Source organism: Pseudoxanthomonas winnipegensis (genome assembly GCF_030322905.1).
GTDB lineage: Bacteria > Pseudomonadota > Gammaproteobacteria > Xanthomonadales > Xanthomonadaceae > Pseudoxanthomonas_A > Pseudoxanthomonas_A winnipegensis.
The window spans coordinates 1791929-1818917 of record NZ_CP095475.1 but is presented as its reverse complement, the minus strand read 5'-3'; the positions used below and the strand labels follow the sequence as shown (position 1 = coordinate 1818917).

Here is a 26989-nt window from a genome sequence, read left to right as displayed (position 1 = left end):
GGGCCGCGCCTCGCGAGGCAGGAAGCCGAGCGCCCGAATCAGGGCAGGATGCCCTGATTGAGGGAAAAGCGGCCCCCGTCCGCCGGAACGCTGCCCCTCCGAAGCCGTAGCGCAAAAACGCGCGCTCTCTTTACCGAGACAGAAACAAAAAAAGGCGGGCCAAAGCCCGCCTTTCTCTAATCAAGCGATAGCCAACCGATTATTCGGTCACGCCCTCGCCTTCTTCCACGGCCTTCATGGACAGGCGGATGCGGCCCTGCTTGTCCACTTCCAGCACCTTGACCTTGACCACGTCGCCTTCCTTGAGCTTGTCGGAGACCTTCTCCACGCGCTCGGAGGAAATCTGCGAGACGTGCACCAGACCGTCCTTGCCCGGGGCGATGGTCACGAACGCGCCGAAGTCCATCAGCTTGGCGACCTTGCCCTCGTAGATGCGGCCCGGCTCGATGTCCGAGGTGATCTGCTCGATGCGCGACTTGGCCGCCTGGCCGGCAGCGCCGTTGACCGAGGCGATGGTGATCGTGCCGTCGTCCTGGATGTCGATCTGCGTGCCGGTCTCCTTGGTGATCGCCTGGATCACCGAACCGCCCTTGCCGATCACTTCGCGGATCTTGTCGGGGTGGATCTTGATGGTGATCAGGCGCGGCGCGTAGTCCGACAGCTCGGCGCGCGGGCTGGTCAGGGCCTTGGACATCTCGCCGAGGATGTGCAGACGGCCGGCCTTGGCCTGCTCCAGCGCCTGCTTCATGATCTCTTCGGTGATGCCTTCGATCTTGATGTCCATCTGCAGCGCGGACACGCCCTCGGAGGTACCGGCGACCTTGAAGTCCATGTCGCCCAAGTGATCCTCGTCGCCCAGGATGTCGGACAGCACCACGAAGCGGTCGTCCTCCTTCACCAGGCCCATCGCGATACCCGCCACCGGCGCCTTGACCGGCACGCCGGCGTCCATCAGCGCCAGCGACGAGCCGCACACCGAGGCCATCGACGAGGAGCCGTTGGACTCGGTGATCTCCGAGACCACGCGGATGGTGTACGGGAACTCTTCCAGGGTCGGCATCACGGCCAGCACGCCGCGCTTGGCCAGACGGCCGTGGCCGATCTCGCGACGCTTCGGCGCGCCGAAGCGGCCGCACTCACCCACCGAGTACGGCGGGAAGTTGTAATGGAACAGGAAGTTGTCCTTGTACTCGCCGCTGACCGCGTCGATCACCTGACCATCGCGCGCGGTGCCCAGCGTGGTGACCACGATCGCCTGGGTCTCGCCGCGGGTGAACAGCGCCGAGCCGTGGGTGCGCGGCAGCACGCCGGCCTGCACGGAGATCGGGCGCACCGTATCCAGCGCGCGGCCGTCGATGCGGATCTTGGTGTCAAGCACCGAGTCGCGCATGGTGCGGTACTCGAGCTCGCCGAACTCCTTGGACAGCTCGGCCTTGTCCCAGCCCTCGGCCTCGACACGGCCGGCCAGGGCTTCGATGACGTCCTTCTTGATCGCGGCGATGGCGTCGCGGCGCTGCAGCTTGTCGCGCACCTGGAAGGCCTCGGCCAGCTTGCTGCCCACGGCTTCCTTCAGCGCCGAGATCAGCGCCTCGTTCTTGGCCGGGGCGACCCAGCTGGAGGGCTTGGTGCCGGCTTCGACGGTCAGCTCGTTGATCGCGTTGATGACCTTCTGCATCTCGCGATGGCCGAAGGTCACCGCGCCCAGCATCACTTCCTCGGACAGCAGCGCGGCCTCGGACTCGACCATCAGCACCGCGTTGGCGGTGCCGGCCACGACCAGCTCCAGCTGCGAGTCCTTCAACTCCGACACGGTCGGGTTGAGGATGTACTCGCCGTTCTTATAGCCGACCTTGGCAGCGCCGATCGGGCCCTTGAACGGGGTGCCGGCCAGCGACAGCGCGGCCGAGGCGCCGATCAGGGCGGCGATGTCGCCGTCGATCTCCGGGTTTAGCGACATCACCGTGGCGATGATCTGGACTTCGTTCTTGTAGTCCTCGGGGAACAGCGGACGGATCGGCCGGTCGATCAGGCGCGAGATCAGCGTCTCCTTCTCCGTGGCGCGGCCTTCGCGCTTGAAGAAGCCACCGGGGATGCGGCCGCCGGCGTAGAACTTCTCCTGGTAGTCCACCGTCAGCGGGAAGAAGTCCTGGCCCTCGCGCGCGCTCTTGGCGGCGACGGCGCTGACCAGCAGTACGGTGTCGTCCATCTTGACGATGACGGCACCGCTGGCCTGACGGGCGATCTCGCCGGTCTCGAGGGTGACGGTGTGTTTGCCGTACTGGAAGGTCTTGGTGATTTTTGCCACGTGGGTTTCCTAAGAGTCTCGAATCTGGTTGTCCCGGCCGACGGCCCCTGCCGTGCCCGGGCGGCCACCGTATGCGGCCATGTTGCAGTGCATCTTTTTCCGACGCCGGAAAAAACGAACCGCGGCGCATCACTGCGCCGCGGTCGGTCATCTGGTTTTAGCGACGCAGGCCCAGCTTCTCGATCAGGGCCTTATAACGCGGGGCATCCTTGCGGTGCAGGTAGTCGAGCAGGCTGCGGCGGCGGTTGACCAGCTGCAGCAGGCCGCGACGGCTGTGGTGATCCTTCTTGTGGGTCTTGAAGTGCTCGGTCAGCATCTCGATGCGGGCGGTCAGCAGGGCGACCTGGACTTCCGGCGAGCCGGTGTCGTTGGCGCCGCGCTTGTTGTCTTCAATGACTTTCTGGGTGTCGATGGACATGTCGATTTCTCTTGGTTGATGCGCGACCTGCAGGAACGCGGGCTGTCCTCCGCGCGCACCGCCTGGTCCGCCGCTTGCAATGGTGAGTGAAGGCCGGGATCGGCCAAGGGCCTGAAAAGGCCGCGGTATTGTAGGGGCCAGCACCCGGTGGCACAAGGTTTCAGGCCGATGACGCCGCGCCGCCGGTCGGCCAGTTGAACAGCCGCTGGGGCGAAAGCAGCCCATCCTTGGACAGCTGTCCCATTCCCAGCACCTGGCCGGACTCGGCGAACACGGCCACGGTCCCGGCCGGGCCGGGCACGCCGGTCAGGCGCTGGCCCTGCCGCAGGCGCGCGGCGGCCTCGTCGGTCAGGTCGATGCGCGGCAGGCCGACCATGCCGGCCTCGACCGGCAGCAGGCAGGCCTGCAGGCTGCGCGGGTCGCGCTCGGCCAGGGCCTCGAGCTGCTCCAGGGTCCACATGCGCGGCTCGCGGAACGGGTCGACCCACAGCCGGCGCAGCTGGGCCACGTGCGCGCCACAGCCCAGCGCCTCGCCGAGGTCACGCACCAGGCTGCGCACATACGTGCCCGAGCCGCATTCGACATGCAGACGCAGCAGCGGCTGACCGGCGTCGAGCAGGTCGGCGGCCGACTGCAGCTCGAAGGCGCGCACGTAGACCGGGCGAGTCTCGACCTCCACCACCTCACCGCGCCGGGCCTTGGCGTACAGCGGCTCACCGCCGCGCTTGAGCGCCGAATAGATCGGCGGGCGCTGCTGCAGGTGCCCGGTCAGCGCGCGCAGCGCCGCGTCGAGGCGGTCGATCGGATAGGCCTGGACCGGCCGCTCGCGCAGCACCTGGCCTTCGGCATCGTCGGTATCGGTGACCTGGCCCAGCCGGGCCACGGTGTCGTAGGCCTTGGCGGAGCCCAGCAGGCTGCCGGCGATCTTGGTCGCCTCGCCGAAGCACAGCGGCAGCAGGCCGGTGGCCAGCGGATCGAGCGCGCCGGTATGGCCGCCCTTCTCCGCGCCGAACAGGTGCCGGGCCCGCTGCAGGGCCTGGTTGGAGCTCATGCCGCCGGGCTTGTCCAGCAGCAGGATGCCGTCGACGCGGCGGAACTTGGTGCGCGGGCGCTGCGGGCGCTTGCCGCGCGGCTGGTCGGCGCGCGCCGAACCGCCGCGTCCGGCACCGTCGGCGTCCGGCATCGCGGCGGCGTCGGTGGCGGTCATCAGTCCTGGTCGGATCCGGATTCGGGCGGCAGCGGATTCTCGCGCAGCAGCGTCTCGATGCGCTCGCCGCGGTCGACCGAATCGTCGTAGTGGAAATGCAGTTCAGGCACGTGGCGCATCTTCACTGCACGCGCCAGGGCGTAGCGGATCTGCGGCGCCAGTTCCTTCAGGCCCTTGACCGCCTCGGTGGAGCGTTCGGGCATCAGGGCGGTGACGAACACCTTGGCGTGGGCCAGGTCGCGGGTGACCTCGACGTCGGACACGCTGACCGACGGCAGGCCGTGCTCGCGCACGGCTTCGTGCACCAGCGTGCCCAGCTCGCGGCGGAGCTGGGCGGAGACGCGGTCGGTGCGATGGAAGGATTTGGTCGGCATGGCAATCGAGCGATGCGGCGATCACGGCGCCTGCGCCGGCGGCGATTCCTGGAAGGAACCGCCGCGGCGCAGACGGGCGCGATCACAGCGTGCGCTGCACCTCGATGCGCTCGAAGCACTCGATCTGGTCGCCGGCCTTGACGTCGTTGTAGGCCTTCACGCCGATGCCGCACTCGGTGCCGTTGCGCACTTCGTCCACGTTCTCCTTGAAGCGGCGCAGCGATTCCAGCTCGCCCTCGAAGATGACCGTGTTGTCGCGCAGCACGCGGATCGGCTTGGAGCGCTTGACCACGCCCTCGATGACCATACAGCCGGCCACCGCGCCGAACTTGGAGCTGCGGAACACGTCGCGCACCTGGGCGATACCGATGATCTCCTCGCGGATCTCCACGCCCAGCAGACCGGACGCCACCTGCTTCACCTGGTCGATCACGTCATAGATGATCGAGAAGTAGCGCATGTCCACGCCATTGGCTTCGACGATGCGGCGGGCCGAGGCGTCGGCACGCACGTTGAAGCCGATGATCGTGGCCTTGGAGGCGACCGCCGAGTTGGCGTCCGACTCGGTGATGCCGCCCACGCCGGAGCTGATGATGTTGATGCGGATGTCTTCGTTGGACAGCGCCACCAGCGAATGGCGCAGCGCTTCCACCGAACCCTGCACGTCGGCCTTGACGATCAGGTTGAGGCTCAGCTGGCCCTCGCCCTTGCCCAGCTGGGCCATGATGTCTTCCATGCGGCTGCCGGCCGAGGCCACCAGACGCGACTCGCGGCGCTTGGCATCGCGCTGCTGGGCCACGTCCTTGGCCAGGCGCTCGTCGTCGACGACCACGAAGTCGTCGCCCGCATCGGGCACGCCGGACAGGCCCAGGACCTGCACCGGGATCGACGGGCCGGCCGAGGCCGGCTGGCCGCCGGTCTCGTCGAACAGCGCGCGCACGCGGCCGTACTGGATGCCGCAGACCAGGTAATCGCCCTTCTTGAGCAGGCCCTGCTGGACCAGCACGGTGGCGACCGGGCCGCGGCCCTTGTCCAGCGAGGACTCGATGACCGTACCGGTGGCGCGGCCCTCGGGCACGGCGCGCAGTTCCAGCACCTCGGCCTGCAGGCTGATCGCGTCCAGCAGCGCATCCACGCCCTGGCCGGTCTTGGCCGACAGCTCGATGAACTGGGTGTCGCCGCCGAACTCCTCGGCGACCACGTCGTGGGCCAGCAGCTCGTTCTTCACGCGCAGCGGGTCGGCGTCGGACTTGTCCATCTTGTTGATCGCCACGATCAGCGGCACGCCGGCCGCCTTGGCCTGCTGCACCGACTCGATCGTCTGCGGCATCACGCCATCGTCGGCGGCCACGACCAGGACCACGATGTCGGTCAGCTTGGCGCCGCGCGCACGCATGGCGGTGAACGCCGCATGGCCCGGGGTATCCAGGAAGCTGATGACGCCGTTGGCGGTTTCGACGTGGTAGGCGCCGATGTGCTGGGTGATGCCGCCGGCCTCGCCGGTGGCGACCTTGGTGCGGCGGATGTAGTCCAGCAGCGAGGTCTTGCCGTGGTCGACGTGACCCATGATGGTGACCACCGGCGGACGCGGGGCCTGATCGCCCTGCACTTCCTCGGTGTGGGCCAGCAGCGCGTCCTCGGCCGAATCGGTATTGGCCTTGACCACCTTGTGACCCAGTTCCTCGGTGACCAGCGCGGCGGTGTCGTGGTCGATGGTCTGGGTGATGGTGGCCATCACGCCCATCTTGAACAGCGCCTTGACCACATCGCCGCCCTTGAGCGCGAGCCTCGAAGCCAGGTCGCCGACGCTGATCGCATCGCCGATGGCCACTTCGCGCACGACCGGCGCGGTCGGACGCTCGAACTGGTGGCTGCCCGAACCGCCGCGGCTCTGCTCGAGCTGGCGACGCGCCTTGGGCTTGCCGCGCGCGGCGCCACGACGGGCGCGGTCGGCGGCCGACAGGTGCAGCTGCCCGGCGAAGCGCTGGGTGCTGTCGTCGTCCTCGACGCCGGCGACCATCGCGTGCGAGCCGCGGGTCTTGTGCTTGGCCGCGGCCGCGCCGGCGCCACGCTCGGGCTCCTTGCGCGCGGGGGCCGGTGTGCTGCGCGGGGCGGCGGGCTTGGCCGGGACGCGGATCGAGGACATGCCGGCGATCGGGCCGTTGCGCTCGTCGATGGGCGTGCGCGCCGGCGGGGCCGACGGCGCCGCCGGTTCCTCGGCGACCGCCTCCTCGTCCTCGGACTGCGCCTCGGCGCGGGCCTCGGCCTCGGCGGCGGCGCGCGCGGCGAGCTCTTCCTGGCGCTTGCGCTCGATTTCCTCGGCGCGCGCGCGGTCGACCTCGGCCAGGCGCTGCTGTTCGGCCAGATTGCGCTGGCGCGACTCTTCCAGCTTGCGCAGGATCTCGGCGCGCTCGTCGCCGCCGTTGGCGGCCGCGGCACTGCCGGCGCGGCGCGCCTCGCTGGCCTGGGCCTCGGTCGGCTTGACGTAGGTGCGCTTCTGGCGCACCTCCACGGCCACGGTGGAGTTGCTGCGGCCGGACTTGACCGTCACTTCCTGCACCTTGCGGCGCGCCAGGGTGATCTTCCGCGAGGCCGCGGCCTCCTCGGTCTCACCGTCGGCCTTGCCGTGGGTGCGACGCAGGAAGCCGAGCAGCTTCATCTTTTCGGTGCTGGACACTTCCTGATCGGGGCCACTGAACTTCATGCCGGCCTCGGCCAGCTGTTCGATCAGTTTGTCGACCGGCGTGTTGACCAGTTCGGCGAGCTTGCGGATGGTGGTTTGCTGCGACATTCGGATCCTATGATCTGGTTGGCGCCCCCTCGCCCAGAGCAAGGGAAACGCGAATTCTAAACCCTGAAGGATTCAGGGCGATGTTCATGGCCGGCTCATTCGCCACGCTCCAGGCGGGCGATCTCCTCGGCGCGGGCGGCCAGGATCAGCGCGGCGGCGTGGGCCTCGTCTAGCCCATCGATGCCGAACTCCATCACCTCGTCGGCCGCCAGGTCCGACAGGTCCTCGCTGGTCCGCACGCCGTGCGAGGCCAGGGCGTAGGCGGTGGCCTCGTCCATGCCGTCCAGGGCCAGCAGGTCGGCGGACGGGCCGTCGCCCTCGGCGCTCTCCTCGGCGGCCAGCGCCTCGTTGAGCAGCGCGTCGCGGGCGCGGGCGCGCAGTTCCTCGACGATGTCCTCGTCGAAGCCCTCCACCGCCAGCAGCTCGCCGACCGGGACGTAGGCGATTTCCTCGACCGTGCTGAACCCTTCGGCGACCAGGATCTGCGCGATCTCCTCGTCCACTTCCAGCTTGTCCATGAACAGCTGGCGGGCCACGCCCTGCTCGGCCTCGGACTTGGCCGCGACCTGGTCCTGGGTCATCACGTTGAGCTGCCAGCCGGTCAGGCGGCTGGCCAGGCGCACGTTCTGCCCGCCCTTGCCGATGGCCTGGGCCAGGCGGTCCTCGGCCACGGCCAGATCCATCGAATGGCGGTCCTCGTCGACGATGATCGACTGCACCTCGGCCGGCGCCATCGCGTTGATGACGAAGTTGGCCGGGTTGTCGTTCCACAGCACGATGTCCACGCGCTCGCCGTTGAGCTCGTTGCTCACCGCCTGCACGCGCGAACCGCGCATGCCGATGCACGCGCCGATCGGATCGGTGCGGGTGTCGTGGGCGAGCACGGCGATCTTGGCGCGGTCGCCCGGATCACGCGCGCAGGCCTTGATCTCGACCAGGCCCTGGCCCACTTCCGGCACTTCCAGCTTGAACAGCTCCATCATGAATTCCGGCGCGGCGCGGCTGATGAACAGCTGCGGGCCACGCGGCTCGGAACGCACGTCGAACAGGTAGCCGCGCACACGGTCGCCGGCGCGCAGCACGTCGCGCGGGATGCCCTTGTCCTTGGCGATGAAGGCCTCGGCGTTGCCGCCCAGGTCCACGTAGATGTTGCCGCGCTCGGCGCGCTTGACGATGCCGGTGACCAGCTCGCCGACGCGATCCTTCCACGCATCGACCACCTGCGCGCGCTCGGCCTCGCGCACGCGCTGCACGATGACCTGCTTGGCGGCCTGGGCGGCGATGCGGCCGAAATCGGGGTTCTCGATCTGCTCCTCGATGTAGTCGCCCACCTCGACGCCTTCGGCCTCGTCGACCGCGTCCATCAGGCGGATCTGGCGATCGGGCGACTCCATGACCACGTCGTCGGCCACCACTTCCCAGCGGCGGAAGGTCTCGTAGGTGCCGTCCTTCTGGTCGATGGACACGCGTACCAGCACGTCCTGGTCGGGATAGCGCTTCTTGGCGGCGGACGCCAACGCGGCCTCGATGGCCTCGAAGATCACCTCGCGCGGCACGCCTTTTTCGTTGGCGACCGCATCCACCACCAGCAACAATTCCTTACTCATCTATCACTCCGAGCGCGACCACGCGGGCCGTCGTTGGGTTGGGTTGGTATCAATGCACTTGCTTGGGCGCGGCAGGCTTCTTCTTGCCCTTGCCGGCACCCACGTCTTTCTTCTTCGGCTGCGGCGCCAGGCCCAGCGCGACCCAGTCGGGCATCAGCCGGGCCTTGTCCAGGTTGTCGCCGGCGATGGTCATCTGCTGGTTGTCGAAGGCCAGCGTGATCGCCTCGCCCTCGACCGACACGATGCGGCCCTGCAGCCGGCGGCGCCCGTCCTGCGGCAGCTTCAGCACGACCTTGGCCTCCTCGCCGATGAAGCGCGCGAACTGCGCCGCGGTGAACAGCGGGCGATCCACGCCGGGCGAGGACACTTCCAGCGTGTAATTGCCGCTGATCGGGTCTTCCACGTCCAGCTGGGCCGAGACCTCGCGGCTGACCGCCTCGCAGTCGTCGATGTTGACCACGCGCGTCTCGCGCTCGGCCTCTAGCACGTCGATGTACAGGCGCAGCGTGGCGTTGCCGGTGGCCGGCAGGTATTCCACGCCCAGCAGCTCGAGGCCCAAGGCCTGAACGGTGGGCTGCAGCAGCTGTGCGATCTCGGTGGCCTTGTCGCTCACGTGGCGGAAGTCTCGTCGTAATGCTTTTTTCAGAAACGGAAAAGGGCCCAATGGGCCCTTTTCCGATGACGCTGGATGTAGAAACGGGAACAAGCGTTTCTACGAGCCCAGGCTCCTGGCGATCGAAGCGGACTTCGATGCCGGAAACTTGGTAGCGGGGGCAGGATTTGAACCTGCGACCTTCGGGTTATGAGCCCGACGAGCTGCCAGACTGCTCCACCCCGCAGCAGAAGCGGAATTATGAAGAATCAGCGGGATTTATGCAAGCCCTGAAACTTCTTTTGTATCAAATGCCGAAAGCGGCTTTGCACCAGGTCATCACCGGATTCCAGGCGATTCCCAGCACCAGCAGACCCAGTGCATTGACACCAAACACCACGGGGACCAGTTTACCTGAACGCGGCACCGGAAGGGAACCCACCGGCTCATCGAAATACATCACCTTGATCACGCGCAGGTAGTAGAACGCGCCGATCACCGCGCACACCACGCCCACCAGCGCCAGCCACATCAGGTCGCCGTTGACCGCGGCGCGCAGCACCACCAGCTTGGCCCAGAAGCCCAGGAACGGCGGCACGCCGGCCAGCGAGGCCATCACGCACAGCACCATGCCGGCCATCCACGGACTGCGCGCGCTCAGGCCCTTGAAGTCGTCGATCGTGTCGGCCTCGAAGCCGGCGCGCGAGAGCACCAGGATCGCGCCGAACGAAGCCGCCGACATCAGCGCATAGGCGATGCCGTAGAACAGCGCCGCCGCATAGCCTTCCGCACCGCCGCCGGCCAGGCCCAGGATCAGGAAGCCCACGTGCGACACGGTCGAATACGCCAGCATGCGCTTGAGGTTGGTCTGGGCGATGGCCACCACGTTGCCGATCACCAGCGACAGCGTCGCCAGGGCGGCCATCAGCAGATGCCACTGCGGCTGGGTCGGGCCCACGCCCTGCTCCAGCACGCGATAGGCCATGGCGAAGGCCGCCAGCTTGGGACCGGAGCTGATGAACAGCGTGATCGGGGTCGGCGCGCCCTGGTAGACGTCCGGCAGCCACATGTGGAACGGCGCGGCGCCCAGCTTGAAGGCGATGCCGCAGACCATGAACACCATGCCGGTCAGCAGCATCGGGCGATCGGTGATGCCGGCGATCGCGCCGTTGATCTGGGCCAGATCCAGCGAACCGGTCGCGCCGTACACCAGCGACATGCCGTACAGCAGCAGACCCGAGGCGATCGAGCCGAGCACGATGTACTTCATCGCCGCTTCGGTGGACAGGCCGTTGTCGCGGTTCATGCCGACCATCGCGTACGAGCACAGCGACAGCAGCTCCAGGCCCAGGTAGACCATGACCAGGCTACCGGCCGAGACCAGCATCATCATGCCGGCGGTGGCGAACAGCACCAGCACCGGCAGCTCGCCCGGATAGAGATTGCGCTCGCGCAGGTAAGGCCAGCCGTAGATCAGCGACAGGCCCGAGACCAGCACGATCGCGGCCTTGGTCACATCGGCCAGGGCATCGCGCACGAACATGTCGTGGAAGACGTGGGCCGGGCCCTGCGAGAGGTCCACACCGCTGTGGCTGACCAGCAGGACGAAGGTCACCGCCAGCACCAGCAGGGTCAGGCCATGGGTGATGGCGCGGCGGCGCGCGTCCAGGAACACGTCCAGGATCAGCAGCGCGAAGGCGCCGGCGACGACGACCAGTTCCGGGATGATCGGCAACAGGTCGGTGACGGGGGCGGAAGGAAGCATTGGAGCGGCCATGGCGTGAAGTCCTTACAGCTTGCTGGTGGCGAGCTGCATCGCCAGTTGCGCGATCGAGGGTTCCAGCAGGTCGGTCAGCGGCTTGGGATAGACACCCAGCGCCAGCGTGCCGGCCGCGAACACCCCCAGCACCAGCGCCTCGCGCCAGTTGATGTCGGTCAGCTCGGCCACGTGGCTGTTGGCGACCTCGCCGTACAGCACGCGCTTGACCAGCCACAGCGTGTAGCCGGCGCCGATGATCAGGGTCAGCGCGGCGATGAAGGCGATGTAGGGGTGCTTCTGGAAGCTGGCCAGGATGACCATGAACTCGCCGACGAAGCCGCTGGTGCCCGGCAGGCCGGAGTTGGCCATGCCGAAGAATACGAAGAACACCGCGAACCACGGCATCACATTGGCCACGCCGCCGTAGTCCTTGATCATGCGCGTGTGCATGCGGTCGTAGACCACGCCCACGCAGGAGAACATCGCACCGGAGACGAAGCCGTGCGAGATCATCTGCACCATCGCGCCCTGCAGGCCCAGGCGCGCCGCATCGACGTTGTCGTAGTCGCGCAGCAGACCCGAGGCGATGAAGGTGCCCAGGGTCACGAAGCCCATGTGCGAGACCGACGAATAGGCGATCAGCTTCTTCATGTCCTCCTGGACCAGCGCCACCAGGCCGACGTAGACCACGCCGATCAGCGACAGCACGATGACCAGCGTGCCCCACTCATGCGCCGCATCGGGCGTGATGGGCAGCGAGAAGCGCAGGAAGCCGTAGCCACCGATCTTCAGCATGATCGCCGCCAGGATCACCGAGCCGGCGGTCGGCGCCTCCACGTGCGCGTCGGGCAGCCAGGTGTGGACCGGGAACATCGGCACCTTGACCGCGAAGGCGATCAGGAAGGCGAAGAACAGCCAGGTCTGTTCCTTGGCGGTCAGCGGCAGCACGTACAGGTCGGCGAACTGGAAGCTGGCATGACCCAGCTGGCCACCCTTGATGTACAGGTAGACCAGGCCGACCAGCATCAGCACCGAGCCGAGGAAGGTGTACAGGAAGAACTTGACCGAGGCGTAGATGCGGCGCGGGCCGCCCCAGACACCGATGATCAGGAACATCGGGATCAGCATCGCCTCGAAGAACACGTAGAACAGCATCGCGTCGGTGGCGCAGAACACGCCGACCATCATGCCCTCGAGCATCAGGAAGGCGGCCACGTACTGGTTGACGCGCTTGTCCACCGCCGTCCAGGCGCCGATCAGCGCCAGCACCGTGGTCAGCGTGGTCAGCACGATCAGCGAGACCGAGATGCCGTCGGCGCCCAGGGCGTACCAGATGTCGAAGGCCGGCACCCAGGCGTGCTTCTCGACGAACTGCATGTCCGCACTGCCCCACTGGAAGTGGATCAGCAGCGGCAGGCTCGCCAGGAAGGTCAGCAGGGCCACGACCAGCGCCAGCCAGCGGGCGGCCTGGGCGCGGCCGGTGCCCATCGCCAGTGCCAGGGCACCGCCGAGGATCGGCAGCCAGATCAGAATGCTCAGCAAGTTCGACACGTGTTCGTATCCGTACAGATCAGCGCCAGGCCCAAGACACGACGGCCAGCAGTGCAACCAGGCCGATGATCATGGCGAACGCATAGTGGTAGAGGAAACCGGATTGGGTGCGGCGCAGCAGCTGCGAGGCCAGCTCGACCACGCGAGCGCTGCCGTTGACGAAGACGCCATCGATGATGCGGGTGTCGATCCAGCGCGAGATCCTGCCCAGCTGCAGACCGCCGCCGGCGAAGCCGTCGATCCACAGGATGTCGAAGCCGTACTTGGCCTCCAGGATCTTGACCAGACCGGAGAAGCGCTGGCGCAGCCTGGCCGGCCATTCCGGCGAGAGCACCAGGTACAGCACCGCGGCCAGGGCGAAGCCGGCCAGGGTCAGCCAGAACGGCACGCCCAGGAAGCCGTGCAGCGCGAAGGCCACCGGACCATGGAACTCCTCGGCCAGCGCGCCGACGGTGTCGCGCGCGGGATCGTAGAAATCGATGATGCCGGTGAAGAACTTCACGGCCTGGCCCGGCACGCCGCCTTCGGCGTGGTGGCCGGCCCAGTCGGTGCCGAACAGCATCGGACCGATGGTGAAGAAGCCGATCAGCACCGAGGGGATGGCCAGCAGGATCAGCGGCAGGGTCACCACCCAGGGCGACTCGTGCGGGATGTGCGGACCGTGGTGGCCGTGATCGTCATGACCGTGGACCTGGGCCTCGGCATCGGTGTGCTCGGCATCGCCGTGCGCGTCGTGATGCGCGTCGTGATGCGCGTGGTCATGACCATGGCCATGATCGTCGTGCGCCACATCGCGGAAGCGCTCGGCGCCGTGGAAGGTCAGGAACAGCAGACGGAAGCTGTAGAAGCTGGTGATCAGCACGCCGCCCAGCACCGCCCAGTAGCCGTAGGTGGCGATCCAGTTGTGCGAGACGTGCGCATGGTGCGCGGCGGCCTCGATGATGGTGTCCTTGGAATAGAAGCCGGAGAAGAACGGCGTCCCGACCAGGGCCAGCGTGCCGATGATCATGGTCACATAGGTGATCGGCATGTACTTGCGCAGGCCGCCCATCTTGCGCATGTCCTGCTCGTGGTGCATGCCGATGATCACCGAGCCGGCGCCCAGGAACAGCAGCGCCTTGAAGAAGGCGTGGGTCATCAGGTGGAACACGCCGGCGCTGTAGGCCGACACGCCCAGGGCCACGGTCATGTAACCCAGCTGGGACAGCGTGGAGTACGCGACCACGCGCTTGATGTCGTTCTGCACGATGCCGATCAGGCCGGTGAAGAAGGCCGTGGTCGCACCGATGAACAGAATGAAGTTCAGCGCGGTCTGCGACAGCTCGAACAGCGGCGACATGCGCGCCACCATGAAGATGCCCGCGGTGACCATCGTGGCGGCGTGGATCAGCGCCGAGATCGGGGTCGGGCCTTCCATCGAGTCGGGCAGCCACACGTGCAGCGGCACCTGGGCCGACTTGCCCATCGCGCCGATGAACAGCCCGATGCAGATCACCGTCATCAGCGACCAGCCGCCGATCCACTCGAACGCCTGCTGCAGGCCCTCGACCTGCGGCCAGACCTGGGCCAGCTTGGCATTGGCGGCCAGCGGCGCGTAGGAGAACACGGTGGCGTAGTCCAGCGTGCGGAAGGCCATCAGCACCGCAGCGATACCGAGCAGGAAGCCGAAGTCGCCCACGCGGTTGACCAGGAAGGCCTTGAGGTTGGCGAACACGGCCGTGGGGCGCTTGAACCAGAAGCCGATCAGCAGGTAGGACACCAGGCCCACCGCTTCCCAGCCGAAGAACAGCTGCAGGAAGTTGTTGCTCATCACGAGCATCAACATCGAGAAGGTGAACAGCGAGATGTAGCTGAAGAAGCGCTGGTAGCCCGGATCGTCGGCCATGTAGCCGATGGTGTAGACGTGCACCAGCAGCGAGACGAAGGTCACCACCACCATCATCATCGCCGTCAGGCGGTCGACCATAAAGCCGACATGGCCCTGGAAGCTGCCGACGTCGAAGAAGGTGTACAGGTTCTCGTTGAACGGCGACGCCCCGCCCCACACCAGCTGGTACAGCGTCCAGCACGACAGCGCGCAGCTGACGGCCACGCCCAGGATGGTGACGGTATGCGCGCCGGCACGGCCGACCTGCCGCCCGAACAGGCCGGCGATGATGCTGCCCAGCAATGGCGCGAGCACCACGGCCAGCAGCACGGACTTGGAAAGGAGAAGTTGGCCCGTCATCAGTACATCAGCCCTTGAGGGAGTCGACTTCGGCCACGTTGATCGTGCGCCGGCTGCGGAACAGCGCGACCAGGATCGCCAGGCCGATCGCGGCCTCGGCCGCGGCCACGGTGAGGATGAAGAACACGAACAGCTGGCCGGCCGTGTCGCCCAGCTGGCGCGAGAAGGCCACGAAGTTGATGTTGACCGAGAGCAGCATCAGCTCGATCGACATCAGCAGCACGATCACGTTCTTGCGGTTGAGGAAGATGCCGGCCAGCGAGATGCAGAACAGCACCGCGCCGAGCGCAAGCAGGTGTCCGAGGGTGATCACGACTTGGCCTCCTGGGCACCGTCTTGGGCCGGGGTTTCGACGACCGGCGCCACCGGGCGCACGGGTTCCATGCGCACCATGCGGAAGCGGTCGCGCGCCTTGACCCGGGTCTGTTCGGACGGGTCCTGCGTCTTGACGCCCTCGCGCTTGCGCAGGGTCAGCATCACCGCGGCGATCACCGCCACGGTCAGGATCACCGCGGCGAACTCGAACGGCAGCAGGAACTCGGTGAACAGCGAGCGCGCCAGCCAGGTGATGTTGGAGGTCTCGGCGGCCGCGGCGGCGGCGTTGTCCGGCAGCGCGGCGCCGGCCTTGGCCTTGACCCCGATCAGCACCAGCATCTGCACCAGCATGACCACGGCCACCAGCAGGCCCACCGGCAGGAACCTGACCCAGCCCTGGCGCAGCTGTGCCACGTCGATGTCCAGCATCATCACCACGAACAGGAACAGCACCATCACCGCGCCGACGTACACCAGGATCAGGGCCACGCCGAGGAACTCGGCGCCGACCAGCAGCCAGACGCAGGCGACGCTGAAGAAGGTCAGGATGAGGAACAGGACCGCGTGCACGGGGTTGCGCACGCTGATCACCGCAGCGCCCGAGACAGCGGCGACGGCGGCGAAGATCCAGAAGCTGATGTTGATCCAGTCCATCTCGTCCTCAGCGGAAAGCGGCGTCGGCGGCGCGGCGTTCGGCGATTTCCGACTCGAGTCGGTCGCCGATGGCCAGCAGCTGCGGCTTGGTGACGACGTTCTCGCCACGGTTCTCGAAGTGGTACTCCAGCACGTGGGTTTCCACGATGGAGTCCACCGGGCAGCTTTCCTCGCAGAAGCCGCAGTAGATGCACTTGAACAGGTCGATGTCATAGCGCGTGGTGCGGCGGGTGCCGTCCTCGCGCTTGGTCGAATCGATGGTGATGGCCAGCGCCGGGCAGACCGCCTCGCACAGCTTGCAGGCGATGCAGCGCTCTTCCCCGTTGGGATAGCGGCGCAGCGCGTGCAGCCCGCGGAACCGCGGCGACTGCGGGAACTTCTCCATCGGGTACATCATCGTGTACTTGGGCTTGAACGTGTACTTGAACGTCAGCCACAGGCCCTGCAGCAGTTCGAGCAGCAGCAGGCTCTTGAAGTAATGGGTGATCTTGTTCATGTCGGTCAGGCGCCTCGCTGGATGACGCCGTAGAACACCATCAGCGCGGTCACGGCGATCCACACGATGGTCAGGGGGATGAAGATCTTCCAGCCCAGCCGCATGATCTGGTCATAGCGGTAGCGCGGGAAGCTGGCGCGGAACCAGATGTAGGCGCTCATGAAGAACACGACCTTGGCGAACAGCCACGGCCAGCCGCCCTTCCAGACCCAGTCGATCCACGGCGAGACATCGGCGGTGACCCAGCCCTGGATCGGGCTCAGCCAGCCGCCCATGAAGAAGATCGAGACCAGGAAGCTGACCAGGATCATGTTGGCGTATTCGGCCAGGAAGAACAGCGCGAACGCCGAGCCGGAGTACTCCACCATGTGGCCGGCGACGATTTCCGATTCGCCTTCCACCACGTCGAACGGCGCGCGGTTGGTCTCGGCCACGCCGGACACCCAGTACACGATGAACAGCGGGAACAGCGGCAGCCAGTACCACTCGAACAAGCCGGCGTTGCCGCGCTGGGCCTCGACGATGCTGGACAGGTTGAGGCTGCCAGCGGCGATCATCACGCCGACCAAGGCGAAGCCCATCGCGATCTCGTAGCTGACCACCTGCGCGGCCGAACGCAGCGCGCCCAGGAAGGCGTACTTGGAGTTGGACGCCCAGCCGGCCAGGATGATGCCGTACACACCCAGCGAGGTCATCGCCAACAGGTACAGCAGGCCGGCGTTGGCGTTGGACAGCACCAGCTGCGCGTCGAAGGGAATCACCGCCCAGGCCGCGAAGGCCGGCGCCAGCGTGATCAGCGGCGCCAGGACGTAGATCGTCTTCTGCGCGCTGGCCGGCTGGATGATCTCCTTGAACAGCAGCTTGAACACGTCGGCGAAGGCCTGGAGGATGCCCATGCCCACGTACATCGGCCCGTGGCGCACGTGCATCCAGCCGATCAGCTTGCGTTCCCAGACCACGTAGAAGGCCACCGTGATGATCACCGGCATGGTGATCACCAGGATCTTCAGCACGATCCACACGATCAGGCCGCCCGCGCCCAGGCTGAGCAGCCAGTCGCGCAGGGGGCTGACGCCATTGATCAACAGCTCGTTCATGCAGCCACCACCTTCACCCGGCCGGCGCCGATCGGCGCGGTGGCGCCGTGGCCCGACTCGATCCACGCCGACCCCGGCGCGACACGGTCATTGATCGCCACCGGCAAGGTGGCCGTTCCATCGGCGGCCTGCACCTTGGCCACCTGCCCTTCGCCCAGACCCAGCGCCTGCGCGTCCTGCGGATGCAGGCTGATGCCGGGCGCGGTGTTGAGCGGATGGGCCTGCAGCGCCTGCGCGCGGCGCACGAAGCCATCGGTGCGGTAGATGCCGCAGGTGGCGACCACTTCCAGCCCCTCGCCGGCCAGCGACGGCGCGGCCGAGGCCTTGGGCGTCACCGCGGCCGGGTTGTCCAGGCTGGCGCGCGCGCCGGCCAGATCGGTGAAGTCGAAGCCCGGCAGACCCAGCACGCCGCCCAGGGCGCGCAGCACCTTCCAGCCTTCGCGCGCCTCGCCCGGCAGCTTGCCGCCGGCCTGGGTGCGCTGCTCGATGCCGTCCAGATTGGTCAGCGTGGCCTCGATTTCCGGCAGCGCGCCGATCGGCAGGATCACATCAGCCATGCGCCGAGTGGACGCGCAGGCGAAGTGGCTGAACGCCACGACCTTGGCCGCGGTCAGCGCCTTCTGCGTGGCGAAGCCATGGGCGAAGTCCAGGCCCGGCTCGATGCCGTAGATCACATAGGCGGCGCGCGGCTGGGCGACCATGTCGGCCGCGTCGCGCGCGCTCGGCAGCACGCCGGCGCGGGCCAGGCCCACGGCGTTGGCACCCTGCGGGATGCGGCACAGCGCCGCGCCGGTCGCCGCGGCGAAGTCGGCGGCGGCCTTGCGCAGCGCGGCGGCCTGCGGATGGTTCTCGGCCAGCGCACCGACGATCACCACCGCCGAGCTGGCGCCCTGCACCGCCTCGCGCAGCGCCGAAGCGCCCAGCGCATCGGCCAGCTGCGACGGCGGCACGATGGTCTTGCTGGCCGCGCTGAAGGTGAAGTCGAAGTCCACCGGATTGACCAGGTGCACCTTGGCGCCGTTGCGCACCGCCTTGCGGATGCGCTGGTGCAGCAGCGGCAGCTCGTGGCGCACATTGCTGCCGAACACCACGATCGCCCCGGCCTTCTCGATCTGCGCCAGCGGCAGCCCGAACGGCTGCGCGACGGCGGCGTCGGACAGGTCATTGGCAAGAATGCGATGGTCGAGGTTGCCGCTGCCCAGGCCCGCGGCCAGGCGCGCCACCAGGCCGCCCTCCTCGTTCGAGGTGGCCGGGTGGACCAGCACGCCGAGCTCATCGCCGGCGTGGGCCTTGAGGATCTCGGCGGCGGCGGCCAGGCCCTCGGCCCAGCTCACTTCCTTCCACTCGCCATCGACCTTCTGCAGCGGCTTGACCGCGCGGTCGGCGGCGTACAGGCCCTGGTGCGAATAGCGGTCGCGGTCGGACAGCCAGCACTCGTTGACCGCCTCGTTGTCGCGCGGCACGGTGCGCAGCACTTCGCCGCGACGCACGTGCACGTACAGGTTGGAACCCATCGCGTCGTGGAAGCCCAGCGACTCGCGCGCCTGCAGCTCCCACGGACGGGCGCGGAACTGGAACACCTTGTTGGTCAGCGCGCCGACCGGGCACACGTCGACCACATTGCCCGACAGCTCGGTGGTCAGCGGCTTGCCGTCGTAGGTGCCGATCTGCAGGTTCTCGCCGCGGTACATGCCGCCCAGCTCGTAGGTGCCGGCCACTTCCGCGGTGAAGCGCACGCAGCGCGTGCACTGGATGCAGCGGGTCATCTCGGTGGCGACTAGCGGACCGATGTCCTCGTCGGGCACCACGCGCTTGCGCTCGTTGAAGCGGCTGACCGAGCGGCCATAGCCCAGCGAGACGTCCTGCAGTTCACACTCGCCGCCCTGATCGCAGATCGGGCAGTCCAGCGGATGGTTGATCAGCAGGAACTCCATCACGCTGCGCTGGTACTTGAGCGCCTTCTCGTTGCGCGTGAACACCTTGAGCCCGTCGCCGACCGGCGTGGCGCAGGCCGGCGAAGGCTTGGGCGCGGCGCGACCGCCGACTTCGGTATCGACCAGGCACATGCGGCAGTTGGCCGCGATGGACAGCTTGTCGTGATAGCAGAAGCGCGGGATCGGGATGCCGGCCTTGTCGGCGGCCTGGATGATCATCGAGCCCTTGGGCGCGTACAGGACGCGGCCATCGATCTCGATGGTGACGTGATCGGGCGGGACGTTGGGATCGACCGGTTGGGCGCTCATGCGGCGGCCTCCAGCTGGACGTCGACGATCGAGCGACCGTTGACGATGTAGTACTCGAACTCGTCCCAGAACTGGCGCAGGAAGCCCTGGATGGGCCACGCCGCCGCCTCGCCGAACGCGCAGATGGTGTGGCCTTCGATCTGGCCGGCCACGGCCTTGAGCTGGTGCAGGTCTTCCATCGTGCCCTTGCCGGCGACGATGCGCTCCAGCACCCGGTGCATCCAGCCGGTGCCTTCGCGGCACGGCGTGCACTGGCCGCAGGATTCCTTGTGGAAGAACTGGCTGATGCGGCAGGCGAAGCGCACGCAGCACACGCTGTCGTCCAGCACCACGATGGCGCCCGAGCCCAGGCCGGTGCCAAGCGCGCGCAGCGTGTCGTAGTCCATCTGCAGGCCCTTGAGCTGGTCGGCCTTCAGCACCGGCATCGACACGCCGCCGGGGACGGCGGCCTTGAGCTTGCGGCCCGGCTTGAGACCGCCGGCCATTTCCAGCAGCTCATCGAACGTGGTGCCCAGCGGCACCTCGAAGTTGCCGCCCTTGGCCACGCAGCCGGACACCGAGAAGATCTTCGGGCCGCCGTTCTTGGTCTTGGACAGGCCCAGGAACCATTCCGGCCCGTTGCGGATGATCGCCGGCACCGAGGCGTAGGTCTCGGTGTTGTTGATCGTCGAGGGCTTGCCGTACAGGCCGAAGTTGGCCGGGAACGGCGGCTTGTAGCGCGGCTGGCCCTTCTTGCCTTCCAGCGACTCCATCAGCGCGGTTTCCTCACCGCAGATGTAGGCGCCGGCGCCCAGCGCGGCGTAGATGTCGATGTCCACGCCCGAGCCGAGCACGTTCTTGCCCAGCCAGCCGTGCTTGTAGGCATCGGCCAGGGCCTGCTCGAAATGCTCGAAGGGCTCGTGGTGGAACTCGCCACGCAGATAGTTGTAGCCCACGGTCGAACCGGTGGCGTAGCAGGCGATGGCCATGCCCTCCACCACCGAGTGCGGGTTGTAGCGCAGGATGTCGCGATCCTTGCAGGTGCCCGGCTCGGACTCGTCCGAGTTGCAGAGGATGTACTTCTGCATGTCGCCCTTGGGCATGAAGGACCACTTCAGGCCGGTCGGGAAGCCGGCGCCGCCGCGGCCGCGCAGGTTGGAGGCCTTGACCATCTCGACCACGTCGGCCGGGCTGATCTTCTCTTCGAGGATCTTGCGCAGCGCGGCGTAACCGCCGGTCTTGAGGTAGTTCTCGTACGACCACGGGGTGTCGTAGTGCAGCGTGGTCAGGCACACCTGATGCGGCTGCGGGGCGGGACCGACCGGGCCAGTGGAAGCTGGGTGGGAATGTGCCATGCGCTTACTCCAGGCCGTCCAGCAGCTCATCGACCTTTTCGGGCGTGAGGTGCTCGTGGTAGTGGCCGTTGATCACCATCATCGGCGCGGCCGAACATGCGGCCAGGCACTCCTCCTCGCGCTTGAGGAAGATGCGGCCGTCGGCGGTGGACTGGCCACGCTTGCAGCCGAGCTTCTTCTCGGCGTACTGCGCCAGTTCCTCGCCCCCGTTGAGCCAGCAGCTGATGTTGGTGCAGAAGGCGACGTTGTGGCGGCCGACCTTCTCCAGCTCGAACATCGAATAGAAGCTGGCGACCTCGTAGGCCCACACCGGCGGCAGCTCCAGGTACTTGGCCACGCCGGCGATCAGCTCGTCGGTCAGCCAGCCGCCGTTCTGCTCCTGCGCGGCGTGCAGGCCCTGCAGCACGGCCGAGCGCTTGCGATCCGGCGGGAACTTGGTCAACCAGTGGTCGATATGGGCGCGCGTGGCGTCGCTCAGCACGACCATCGGGTCGACGTGGCGCGCGTTCTCGAAATTACCCGTGGCCCTCATCGGTCCACCTCACCAAAGACAAGATCATAGGTACCGATCATCGCCACCACGTCGGGCAGCATGTGCCCGACCACGATCGCGTCCATCGAAGAAAGGTGCACGAAGCCCGGCGCGCGCAGGTGCACGCGGAAGGGCTTGTTGGCGCCGTCGGAGACCAGGTAGCAGCCGAATTCGCCCTTGGGCGCTTCCACCGCGCTGTAGGTCTCGCCGGCCGGCACGCAATAGCCTTCGGAGAACAGCTTGAAGTGGTGGATCAGCGCTTCCATGTCGTCCTTCATGGACTCGCGGCTGGGCGGCGCGACCTTGAAGTTCTCGATCATCACCGGGCCCGGGTTGGCCTTCAGCCACTTCACGCACTGGGCGATGATGCGGTTGGACTCGCGCATCTCGGCGATGCGCACCAGGTAGCGGTCGTAGCAGTCGCCGTTGAGGCCGATCGGGATATCGAAATCCACCGCGTCGTACTTGGCGTAGGGCTGCTTCTTGCGCAGGTCCCACTCGATGCCCGAGCCGCGCAGCATCACGCCGGTCATGCCCCAGGCGCGCGCCTGCTCGGGCGAGATCACGCCGATACCGACGGTGCGCTGCTTCCAGATGCGGTTGTCGGTCAGCAGGGTCTCGTATTCGTCCACGCGCGAGGGGAAGGTCTTGGTGAACTCCTCCAGGAAGTCCAGCAGCGAACCCTCGCGCGCGGCGTTGAGGTGCTTGAGCGCCTGGCCCTTGTGCCAGGGCGACTCCTTGTACTTGGGCATCTGCCCCGGCAGGTCGCGGTAGACGCCGCCCGGACGGTAGTAGGTCGCGTGCATGCGCGCGCCGGAGACCGCCTCGTAGCAGTCCATCAGCTCCTCGCGCTCGCGGAAGGCGTACAGCATCACCGCCATCGCGCCGAGGTCCAGCGCGTTGGAACCGACCCACATCAGATGGTTCAGGATGCGCGTGATCTCGTCGAACATCGTGCGGATGTACTGCGCGCGCACCGGCGCCTCGATGCCCATCAGGGTCTCGATGGCGCGCACGTAGGCGTGCTCGTTGCACATCATCGACACGTAGTCCAGGCGATCCATGTAGCCGATCGACTGGTTGAACGGCTTGGACTCGGCCAGCTTCTCGGTGCCCCGGTGCAGCAGGCCGATATGCGGATCGGCGCGCACCACCGTCTCGCCGTCCATTTCCAGGATCAGGCGCAGCACGCCGTGGGCCGCAGGATGCTGCGGGCCGAAGTTCATCGTGTAGTTGCGGATCTCCTGCCGGGCCTCGGCGGGATTGCTCGCGAAAGGCGCGTGGGCCTGGTTGACGTGCGATGGCTGGATCTGTGCGCTCATGACTTCGACTCCCGCGCCGCGGCTTCGCCGGCGGCGGTCTGGTAGCGCGCGTCCTCACGGATCACGCGCGGCACGCCCACGCGCGGCTCGACCGAGGTCACCGGCTCGTAGACCACGCGCTTGCGCTCTTCGTCGTAGCGCACCTCGACATTGCCGATCAGCGGGAAATCCTTGCGGAACGGATGGCCCACGAAGCCGTAGTCGGTGAGGATGCGGCGCAGGTCCGGATGGCCGGCGAAGACGATGCCGAACAGGTCGAAGGCCTCGCGCTCGAACCAGTTGGCGCCCGGCCAGATATCGGTGACCGAGGCCACCACCGGCACGTCGTCGTTGGGCGCGAAGCAGCGCAGGCGCACGCGGCGGTTGTGCTGGTAGGAGATCAGGTGCGCCACCGCGGCGAAGCGGTTGGTCGGCACCGGCACCTCACCGATGCCGCCGGCGTTGCCGTTCTCGCGGGTCGGGAACTCGCCCCAGGCGAAGCGGCCGACGGCCTTGCCTTCCACGCCGCGCGAGAAGCCCTGCGAGGAGACGTCCGAGGTATCCCACTCATCGCTGCCGTAGCCGAGGTAGTCCACGCCGCACAGGTCGGTGAGCTGCTCGAAGCCGAAGTCGTCGCGCAGCGCCAGGCACAGCTCGTGCCACAGCGCGTGCGGAACCTCGATGGTGGTCTCGCCCGAGGGCGAAACGGTCACGGCCGCGTCCGGGAAACGGGCGCGCAGCGTGTCGGTATAAAGGGCTTGCTCTGCCATGGGGGCTTTGCGTGCTCTGAAAGGAGTGGATCAGCGGGCGATGGTCTGGGTGCGCCAGATCTTCTTCTGCAGCTGCAGGATGCCGTAGACCAGCGCCTCGGCCGTGGGCGGGCAGCCCGGCACGTAGACGTCGACCGGCACGATGCGATCGCAGCCGCGCACCACCGAGTAGGAATAGTGGTAGTAGCCGCCGCCGTTGGCGCAGCTGCCCATCGAGATCACCCACTTCGGGTCCGGCATCTGGTCGTAGACCTTGCGCAGCGCCGGGGCCATCTTGTTGACCAGGGTGCCGGCCACGATCATCACGTCGGACTGGCGCGGGCTGGGGCGGAACACGACCCCGTAGCGGTCCAGGTCCAGGCGCGCGGCGCCGGCGTGCATCATCTCCACCGCGCAGCAGGCCAGGCCGAAGGTCATCGGCCACATCGAGCCGGTGCGGGCCCAGTTCATCAGCGCATCGACGCTGGTGGTGACATAGCCTTTTTCCAGCAGCGGGTTGTCGCCTTCCGGCCGCAGGATGTCGTCCACCCGCCCTTCCGGGATCGGGTTGGTCATCAGCTTGTCGATGGTTTGGATCACTCCCATTCGAGCGCTCCCTTCTTCCAGACGTAAATGAAGCCCAGGAACAGCATGCCCACGAACAGGCCCATGGTGACCAGGGAGCGCGCACCGATGTCCATGAACACCTGGGTCCACGGCACGATGAAGATGATTTCCAGGTCGAAGACGATGAACTGGATGGCGATCAGGTAGTAGCGCACATCGAACTTCATGCGCGCGTCCTCGAATGCCTCGAAGCCGCATTCGTAGGGGGAGAGTTTCTCGGCGTCGGGGCGACGCGGGCCGATGAGGCGACCGATGATCATCAGCGCGATGCCGATGCCGGTGGCGACGATCAGGAAAAGCAGGTTCGGCAGGTAATTGGCCAGCACTCGCAGTTCTCTCTTTTAATTCCCGCGACCGGGGCACAGTCTACTGCCGCAGTGCGGCAGAAGCGTGCAGAGGTCGCTGACGGGTCCAGCCTTGCGGATCCACCGTGTTGACGGGCCGGGCGCGGGACCTCGGCAGTGCCCTGCCGTCCCGATCCGGCCCGGCATGGCCGGGCGCTTCGCCGCGTGTCCTTCCGCTTCTCGTACCGGACACTGCTGCGAACCTGACAATTGTAGCGGTCACTGAACTGCCGAGTAAACGATTTCGCGGTTTTGGATCGTGCCGCGAATTCGCCATCCTTGCTGGCGCCGCGACAGGCCCGCAGCGCCTGGCCGGGGCTCCGGCGGCGACGGCGACGGAAGGGCTCTTCATCAGAGCGCGGGGACGCGAAGCGGCTCATGGCGCGCTTCGACGGCGAAAAGCGCACTTCGCCGCCCAGCCTCGACCCCGCCGGGCGCGACTCCTCGGCTCGGTCCGCCATCTACGGCGAACTCGCCGCCGCAGGCCACCCCTGGCCCGCTCTCCGCGCCCCCTGCCGGGTCGAGGCTCTGCGGCGAATAGCTCAGGACATCTTCCAACTCGAAGGCATCGAGCAAGCGCCCTGCCCCCTCCCTTGCGCGCAGCGCAGGGGAGGGCTGGGGTGGGGTGCTTCTGCTGTTGCTGTGCTTCGATGGCCTGCCCGGTAAAGCCTCGACCCCTCCCCAGCCCTCCCCTTCGCCTATGGCGAAAGGGAGGGGGCCTCACGTCGATAGTTTCCTGCCACTGATCGCGATGCGCGCGAGGCAGGGGTTCGAGCACCCTCGCAAACCGAAGCCCTGTGACCTGACGCGCGAGGCAGCGGCCGGCGGGCGGTGGCCGCGCCTAGCGAGGCAGGATGCCGAGCGCCCGAACCAGGGCAGGATGCCCTGACCGAGGGAAAAGCGACCACTGCCCGCCGGACCGCTGCCCCTGTCGAAGCGAGAGCGCGAAGGCAACGCAGCTCTTGATCGGAAGGCGACCAACGAAAAAGGGCCCGACAAGGCCCTTTTCGTTTACCGCGTTGTGTGGTGCCCAAGAGGGGACTCGAACCCCTACGACTTTCGCCGCTACCACCTCAAGGTAGTGCGTCTACCAATTCCGCCACCTGGGCAAAGCTTGCCTGCCGGCTCGCATCGCGCGGGCCGGCATTGTACGTGTCACTGGGCCGGAGTGGGAGCCGGCTTGGTGGCCTCGGGCTGCGCCGGGGCCGAAGGCGCGGGCTGGGCGGCCGGCGCGGAAACGGCGGGCGCGACCGTGTCGGCCGGCGCCGGGGCGACCGGCTGCTGCGACATGATGCCCAGATCCTGCTGCGCGCTGCCGGTGTGCGCGGTGCGCGAGGCGCTCCAGGCCATGAACAGGCTGATGGCGAAGAACGCCACGGCCAGCCACTTGGTGCTCTTGGACAGGAAGTTGGACGCGCCGCGCGCACCGAACACGGTGCCCGAAGCGCCCGCACCGAAGCCGGAGCCGGCCTGGGCGCCGGTCCCGCGCTGCATCAGCACCAGGCCGATGATGGCCACCGCCACCAGCACGTAGACCACATTGAGGATCAGCATCAACATCGACATGGATCGTGTTTCTCGTTGAAAGGCCCCGCCGCTTGGCAGCGACGGCGCCATGAAGTCTGTGTCTACCCGGCCGCCGCGCGGGCGATGGCCAGGAAGTCGGCGGCCACCAGCGAGGCGCCTCCGACCAGCCCGCCGTCGACATCGGGCTGGGCGAACAGCTCGGCGGCGTTGTCGGGCTTGACGCTGCCGCCGTACAGCAGGGGCAACGAATCGGCGATTCTAGCATCCACGCGCGCCACCACGCCACGGATGAACGCATGGACGTCCTGGGCCTGCTGCGGGGTCGCGGTGCGGCCGGTGCCGATCGCCCAGACCGGCTCGTAGGCCACCACCGCACCGTCGAAGCCGGCGCTGCCGGCCAGCGCCAGCACGGGCTCGAGCTGGGCGGCGATGACCTGCTCGGTCTGGCCGGCCTCGCGCTGCTCCAGGGTCTCGCCCACGCACAGCACCGGAAACAGGCCGGCATTGCGCGCGGCCATGAACTTGCGCGCGACCAGCTGGCTGCTCTCGTGGTGGTACTGGCGGCGCTCGGAATGCCCGACCAGGCCGTAGGTGGCGCCGACATCGACCAGCATCGCGGCGGAGACCTCGCCGGTGTAGGCGCCCTTCTCGTTGGCGCTGACGTCCTGCGCGCCGAAGGCGATGGGCCTGCCCTCGAAGTCCTCGATCAGATCGCCCAGGTAAGGCAGCGGCGGCAGCACCACCACTTCGACACCCGGCACGGGCAGGGCTTCTGCCAGTTCTCCGACCAGAGCCGTGGCGAAATCGCGGCTGCCGTGCAGCTTCCAGTTTCCGGCGACGATCCTGCGGCGCATGACAACTCCTATGAACATCAGGCGGGGCAGCATACCGCCTCGTCCGTGGTGGCTCGCTGACGAAGCCGCCCCACACACCCGCGGG

Annotated in this window: 23 protein-coding genes and 2 tRNA genes; all 25 read right to left on the bottom strand. The window is 67.4% G+C overall.

Going from position 1 to position 26989, the window contains the following annotated elements:
* Positions 1 to 199: 199 nt before the first annotated feature.
* Positions 200 to 2305: a polyribonucleotide nucleotidyltransferase gene (gene pnp, locus MWN52_RS08080; RefSeq protein WP_130519453.1), complete on the bottom strand. Its 2106-nt coding sequence runs from the start codon at positions 2303 to 2305 to the stop codon at positions 200 to 202.
* Between the two features lie 157 nt (positions 2306 to 2462).
* Positions 2463 to 2723 carry a 30S ribosomal protein S15 gene (gene rpsO / locus MWN52_RS08075; protein WP_130519451.1) on the bottom strand — a complete coding sequence of 87 codons (261 nt, stop codon included), beginning with the start codon at positions 2721 to 2723 and terminating at the stop codon, positions 2463 to 2465.
* A 160-nt stretch (positions 2724 to 2883) separates the two neighbouring features.
* Positions 2884 to 3774, bottom strand: coding sequence for a tRNA pseudouridine(55) synthase TruB (truB, locus tag MWN52_RS08070; protein ID WP_425608116.1), 891 nt, complete (start codon positions 3772 to 3774; stop codon positions 2884 to 2886).
* A gap of 155 nt (positions 3775 to 3929) precedes the next feature.
* Entirely contained in the window at positions 3930 to 4304 is a 375-nt protein-coding gene (gene rbfA / locus MWN52_RS08065; protein ID WP_165402894.1) for a 30S ribosome-binding factor RbfA, read from the bottom strand.
* An 82-nt stretch (positions 4305 to 4386) separates the two neighbouring features.
* Positions 4387 to 7095, bottom strand: coding sequence for a translation initiation factor IF-2 (gene infB / locus MWN52_RS08060; RefSeq protein WP_165402895.1), 2709 nt, complete (start codon positions 7093 to 7095; stop codon positions 4387 to 4389).
* 95 nt (positions 7096 to 7190) lie between these two features.
* Positions 7191 to 8702: a transcription termination factor NusA gene (gene nusA / locus MWN52_RS08055; protein ID WP_130529651.1), complete on the bottom strand. Its 1512-nt coding sequence runs from the start codon at positions 8700 to 8702 to the stop codon at positions 7191 to 7193.
* A gap of 49 nt (positions 8703 to 8751) precedes the next feature.
* Positions 8752 to 9315 carry a ribosome maturation factor RimP gene (gene rimP / locus MWN52_RS08050; protein WP_425608096.1) on the bottom strand — a complete coding sequence of 188 codons (564 nt, stop codon included), beginning with the start codon at positions 9313 to 9315 and terminating at the stop codon, positions 8752 to 8754.
* A gap of 149 nt (positions 9316 to 9464) precedes the next feature.
* Positions 9465 to 9541, bottom strand: a tRNA-Met gene (locus MWN52_RS08045).
* Positions 9542 to 9601: 60 nt separating this feature from the next.
* A complete protein-coding gene (gene nuoN, locus MWN52_RS08040; RefSeq protein ID WP_286577389.1) occupies positions 9602 to 11071 on the bottom strand; it encodes an NADH-quinone oxidoreductase subunit NuoN in 1470 nt (489 codons plus the stop codon).
* 12 nt (positions 11072 to 11083) lie between these two features.
* Positions 11084 to 12604 (bottom strand): NADH-quinone oxidoreductase subunit M, encoded by a 1521-nt coding sequence (locus MWN52_RS08035; protein WP_130521775.1) that lies wholly within the window; start codon positions 12602 to 12604, stop codon positions 11084 to 11086.
* Positions 12605 to 12623: 19 nt separating this feature from the next.
* The gene (nuoL, locus tag MWN52_RS08030; protein ID WP_286577388.1) at positions 12624 to 14831 is read right to left on the bottom strand and encodes an NADH-quinone oxidoreductase subunit L; all 2208 of its coding nucleotides are present in this window, start codon (positions 14829 to 14831) and stop codon (positions 12624 to 12626) included.
* Between the two features lie 7 nt (positions 14832 to 14838).
* Complete coding sequence (nuoK, locus tag MWN52_RS08025; protein WP_130521777.1) at positions 14839 to 15144, bottom strand: NADH-quinone oxidoreductase subunit NuoK; 306 nt, start codon at positions 15142 to 15144, stop codon at positions 14839 to 14841.
* A complete protein-coding gene (locus tag MWN52_RS08020) occupies positions 15141 to 15800 on the bottom strand; it encodes an NADH-quinone oxidoreductase subunit J (RefSeq protein ID WP_130529645.1) in 660 nt (219 codons plus the stop codon). Before MWN52_RS08020 ends, nuoK begins: the two co-directional genes overlap by 4 nt.
* A gap of 7 nt (positions 15801 to 15807) precedes the next feature.
* Positions 15808 to 16296, bottom strand: a complete 489-nt coding sequence (gene nuoI / locus MWN52_RS08015) for an NADH-quinone oxidoreductase subunit NuoI (protein WP_130521779.1) — start codon at positions 16294 to 16296, stop codon at positions 15808 to 15810.
* 5 nt (positions 16297 to 16301) lie between these two features.
* On the bottom strand, positions 16302 to 17393 hold the full coding sequence (gene nuoH / locus MWN52_RS08010) for an NADH-quinone oxidoreductase subunit NuoH (RefSeq protein ID WP_130521780.1): 1092 nt from the start codon (positions 17391 to 17393) through the stop codon (positions 16302 to 16304).
* Positions 17390 to 19636 carry an NADH-quinone oxidoreductase subunit NuoG gene (gene nuoG, locus MWN52_RS08005; protein WP_286577387.1) on the bottom strand — a complete coding sequence of 749 codons (2247 nt, stop codon included), beginning with the start codon at positions 19634 to 19636 and terminating at the stop codon, positions 17390 to 17392. The genes nuoH and nuoG overlap by 4 nt, the downstream gene beginning before the upstream one ends.
* Positions 19633 to 20970, bottom strand: a complete 1338-nt coding sequence (nuoF, locus tag MWN52_RS08000; RefSeq protein WP_130521782.1) for an NADH-quinone oxidoreductase subunit NuoF — start codon at positions 20968 to 20970, stop codon at positions 19633 to 19635. Before nuoF ends, nuoG begins: the two co-directional genes overlap by 4 nt.
* 4 nt (positions 20971 to 20974) lie before the next feature.
* A complete protein-coding gene (gene nuoE / locus MWN52_RS07995; RefSeq protein ID WP_130521783.1) occupies positions 20975 to 21502 on the bottom strand; it encodes an NADH-quinone oxidoreductase subunit NuoE in 528 nt (175 codons plus the stop codon).
* Entirely contained in the window at positions 21499 to 22824 is a 1326-nt protein-coding gene (locus MWN52_RS07990) for an NADH-quinone oxidoreductase subunit D (protein WP_130529639.1), read from the bottom strand. The genes nuoE and MWN52_RS07990 overlap by 4 nt, the downstream gene beginning before the upstream one ends.
* The gene (locus MWN52_RS07985) at positions 22821 to 23573 is read right to left on the bottom strand and encodes an NADH-quinone oxidoreductase subunit C (RefSeq protein ID WP_286577386.1); all 753 of its coding nucleotides are present in this window, start codon (positions 23571 to 23573) and stop codon (positions 22821 to 22823) included. The genes MWN52_RS07990 and MWN52_RS07985 overlap by 4 nt, the downstream gene beginning before the upstream one ends.
* Before the next feature lie 30 nt (positions 23574 to 23603).
* Entirely contained in the window at positions 23604 to 24158 is a 555-nt protein-coding gene (locus tag MWN52_RS07980; protein WP_130521786.1) for a NuoB/complex I 20 kDa subunit family protein, read from the bottom strand.
* On the bottom strand, positions 24149 to 24505 hold the full coding sequence (locus MWN52_RS07975) for an NADH-quinone oxidoreductase subunit A (RefSeq protein ID WP_130521787.1): 357 nt from the start codon (positions 24503 to 24505) through the stop codon (positions 24149 to 24151). The genes MWN52_RS07980 and MWN52_RS07975 overlap by 10 nt, the downstream gene beginning before the upstream one ends.
* 1042 nt (positions 24506 to 25547) lie before the next feature.
* Positions 25548 to 25632: transfer RNA gene (locus MWN52_RS07970), tRNA-Leu, on the bottom strand.
* A gap of 46 nt (positions 25633 to 25678) precedes the next feature.
* A complete protein-coding gene (gene secG / locus MWN52_RS07965; RefSeq protein ID WP_130534136.1) occupies positions 25679 to 26083 on the bottom strand; it encodes a preprotein translocase subunit SecG in 405 nt (134 codons plus the stop codon).
* 68 nt (positions 26084 to 26151) lie between these two features.
* A complete protein-coding gene (tpiA, locus tag MWN52_RS07960) occupies positions 26152 to 26904 on the bottom strand; it encodes a triose-phosphate isomerase (RefSeq protein ID WP_286577384.1) in 753 nt (250 codons plus the stop codon).
* Between the last annotated feature and the right edge of the window lie 85 nt (positions 26905 to 26989).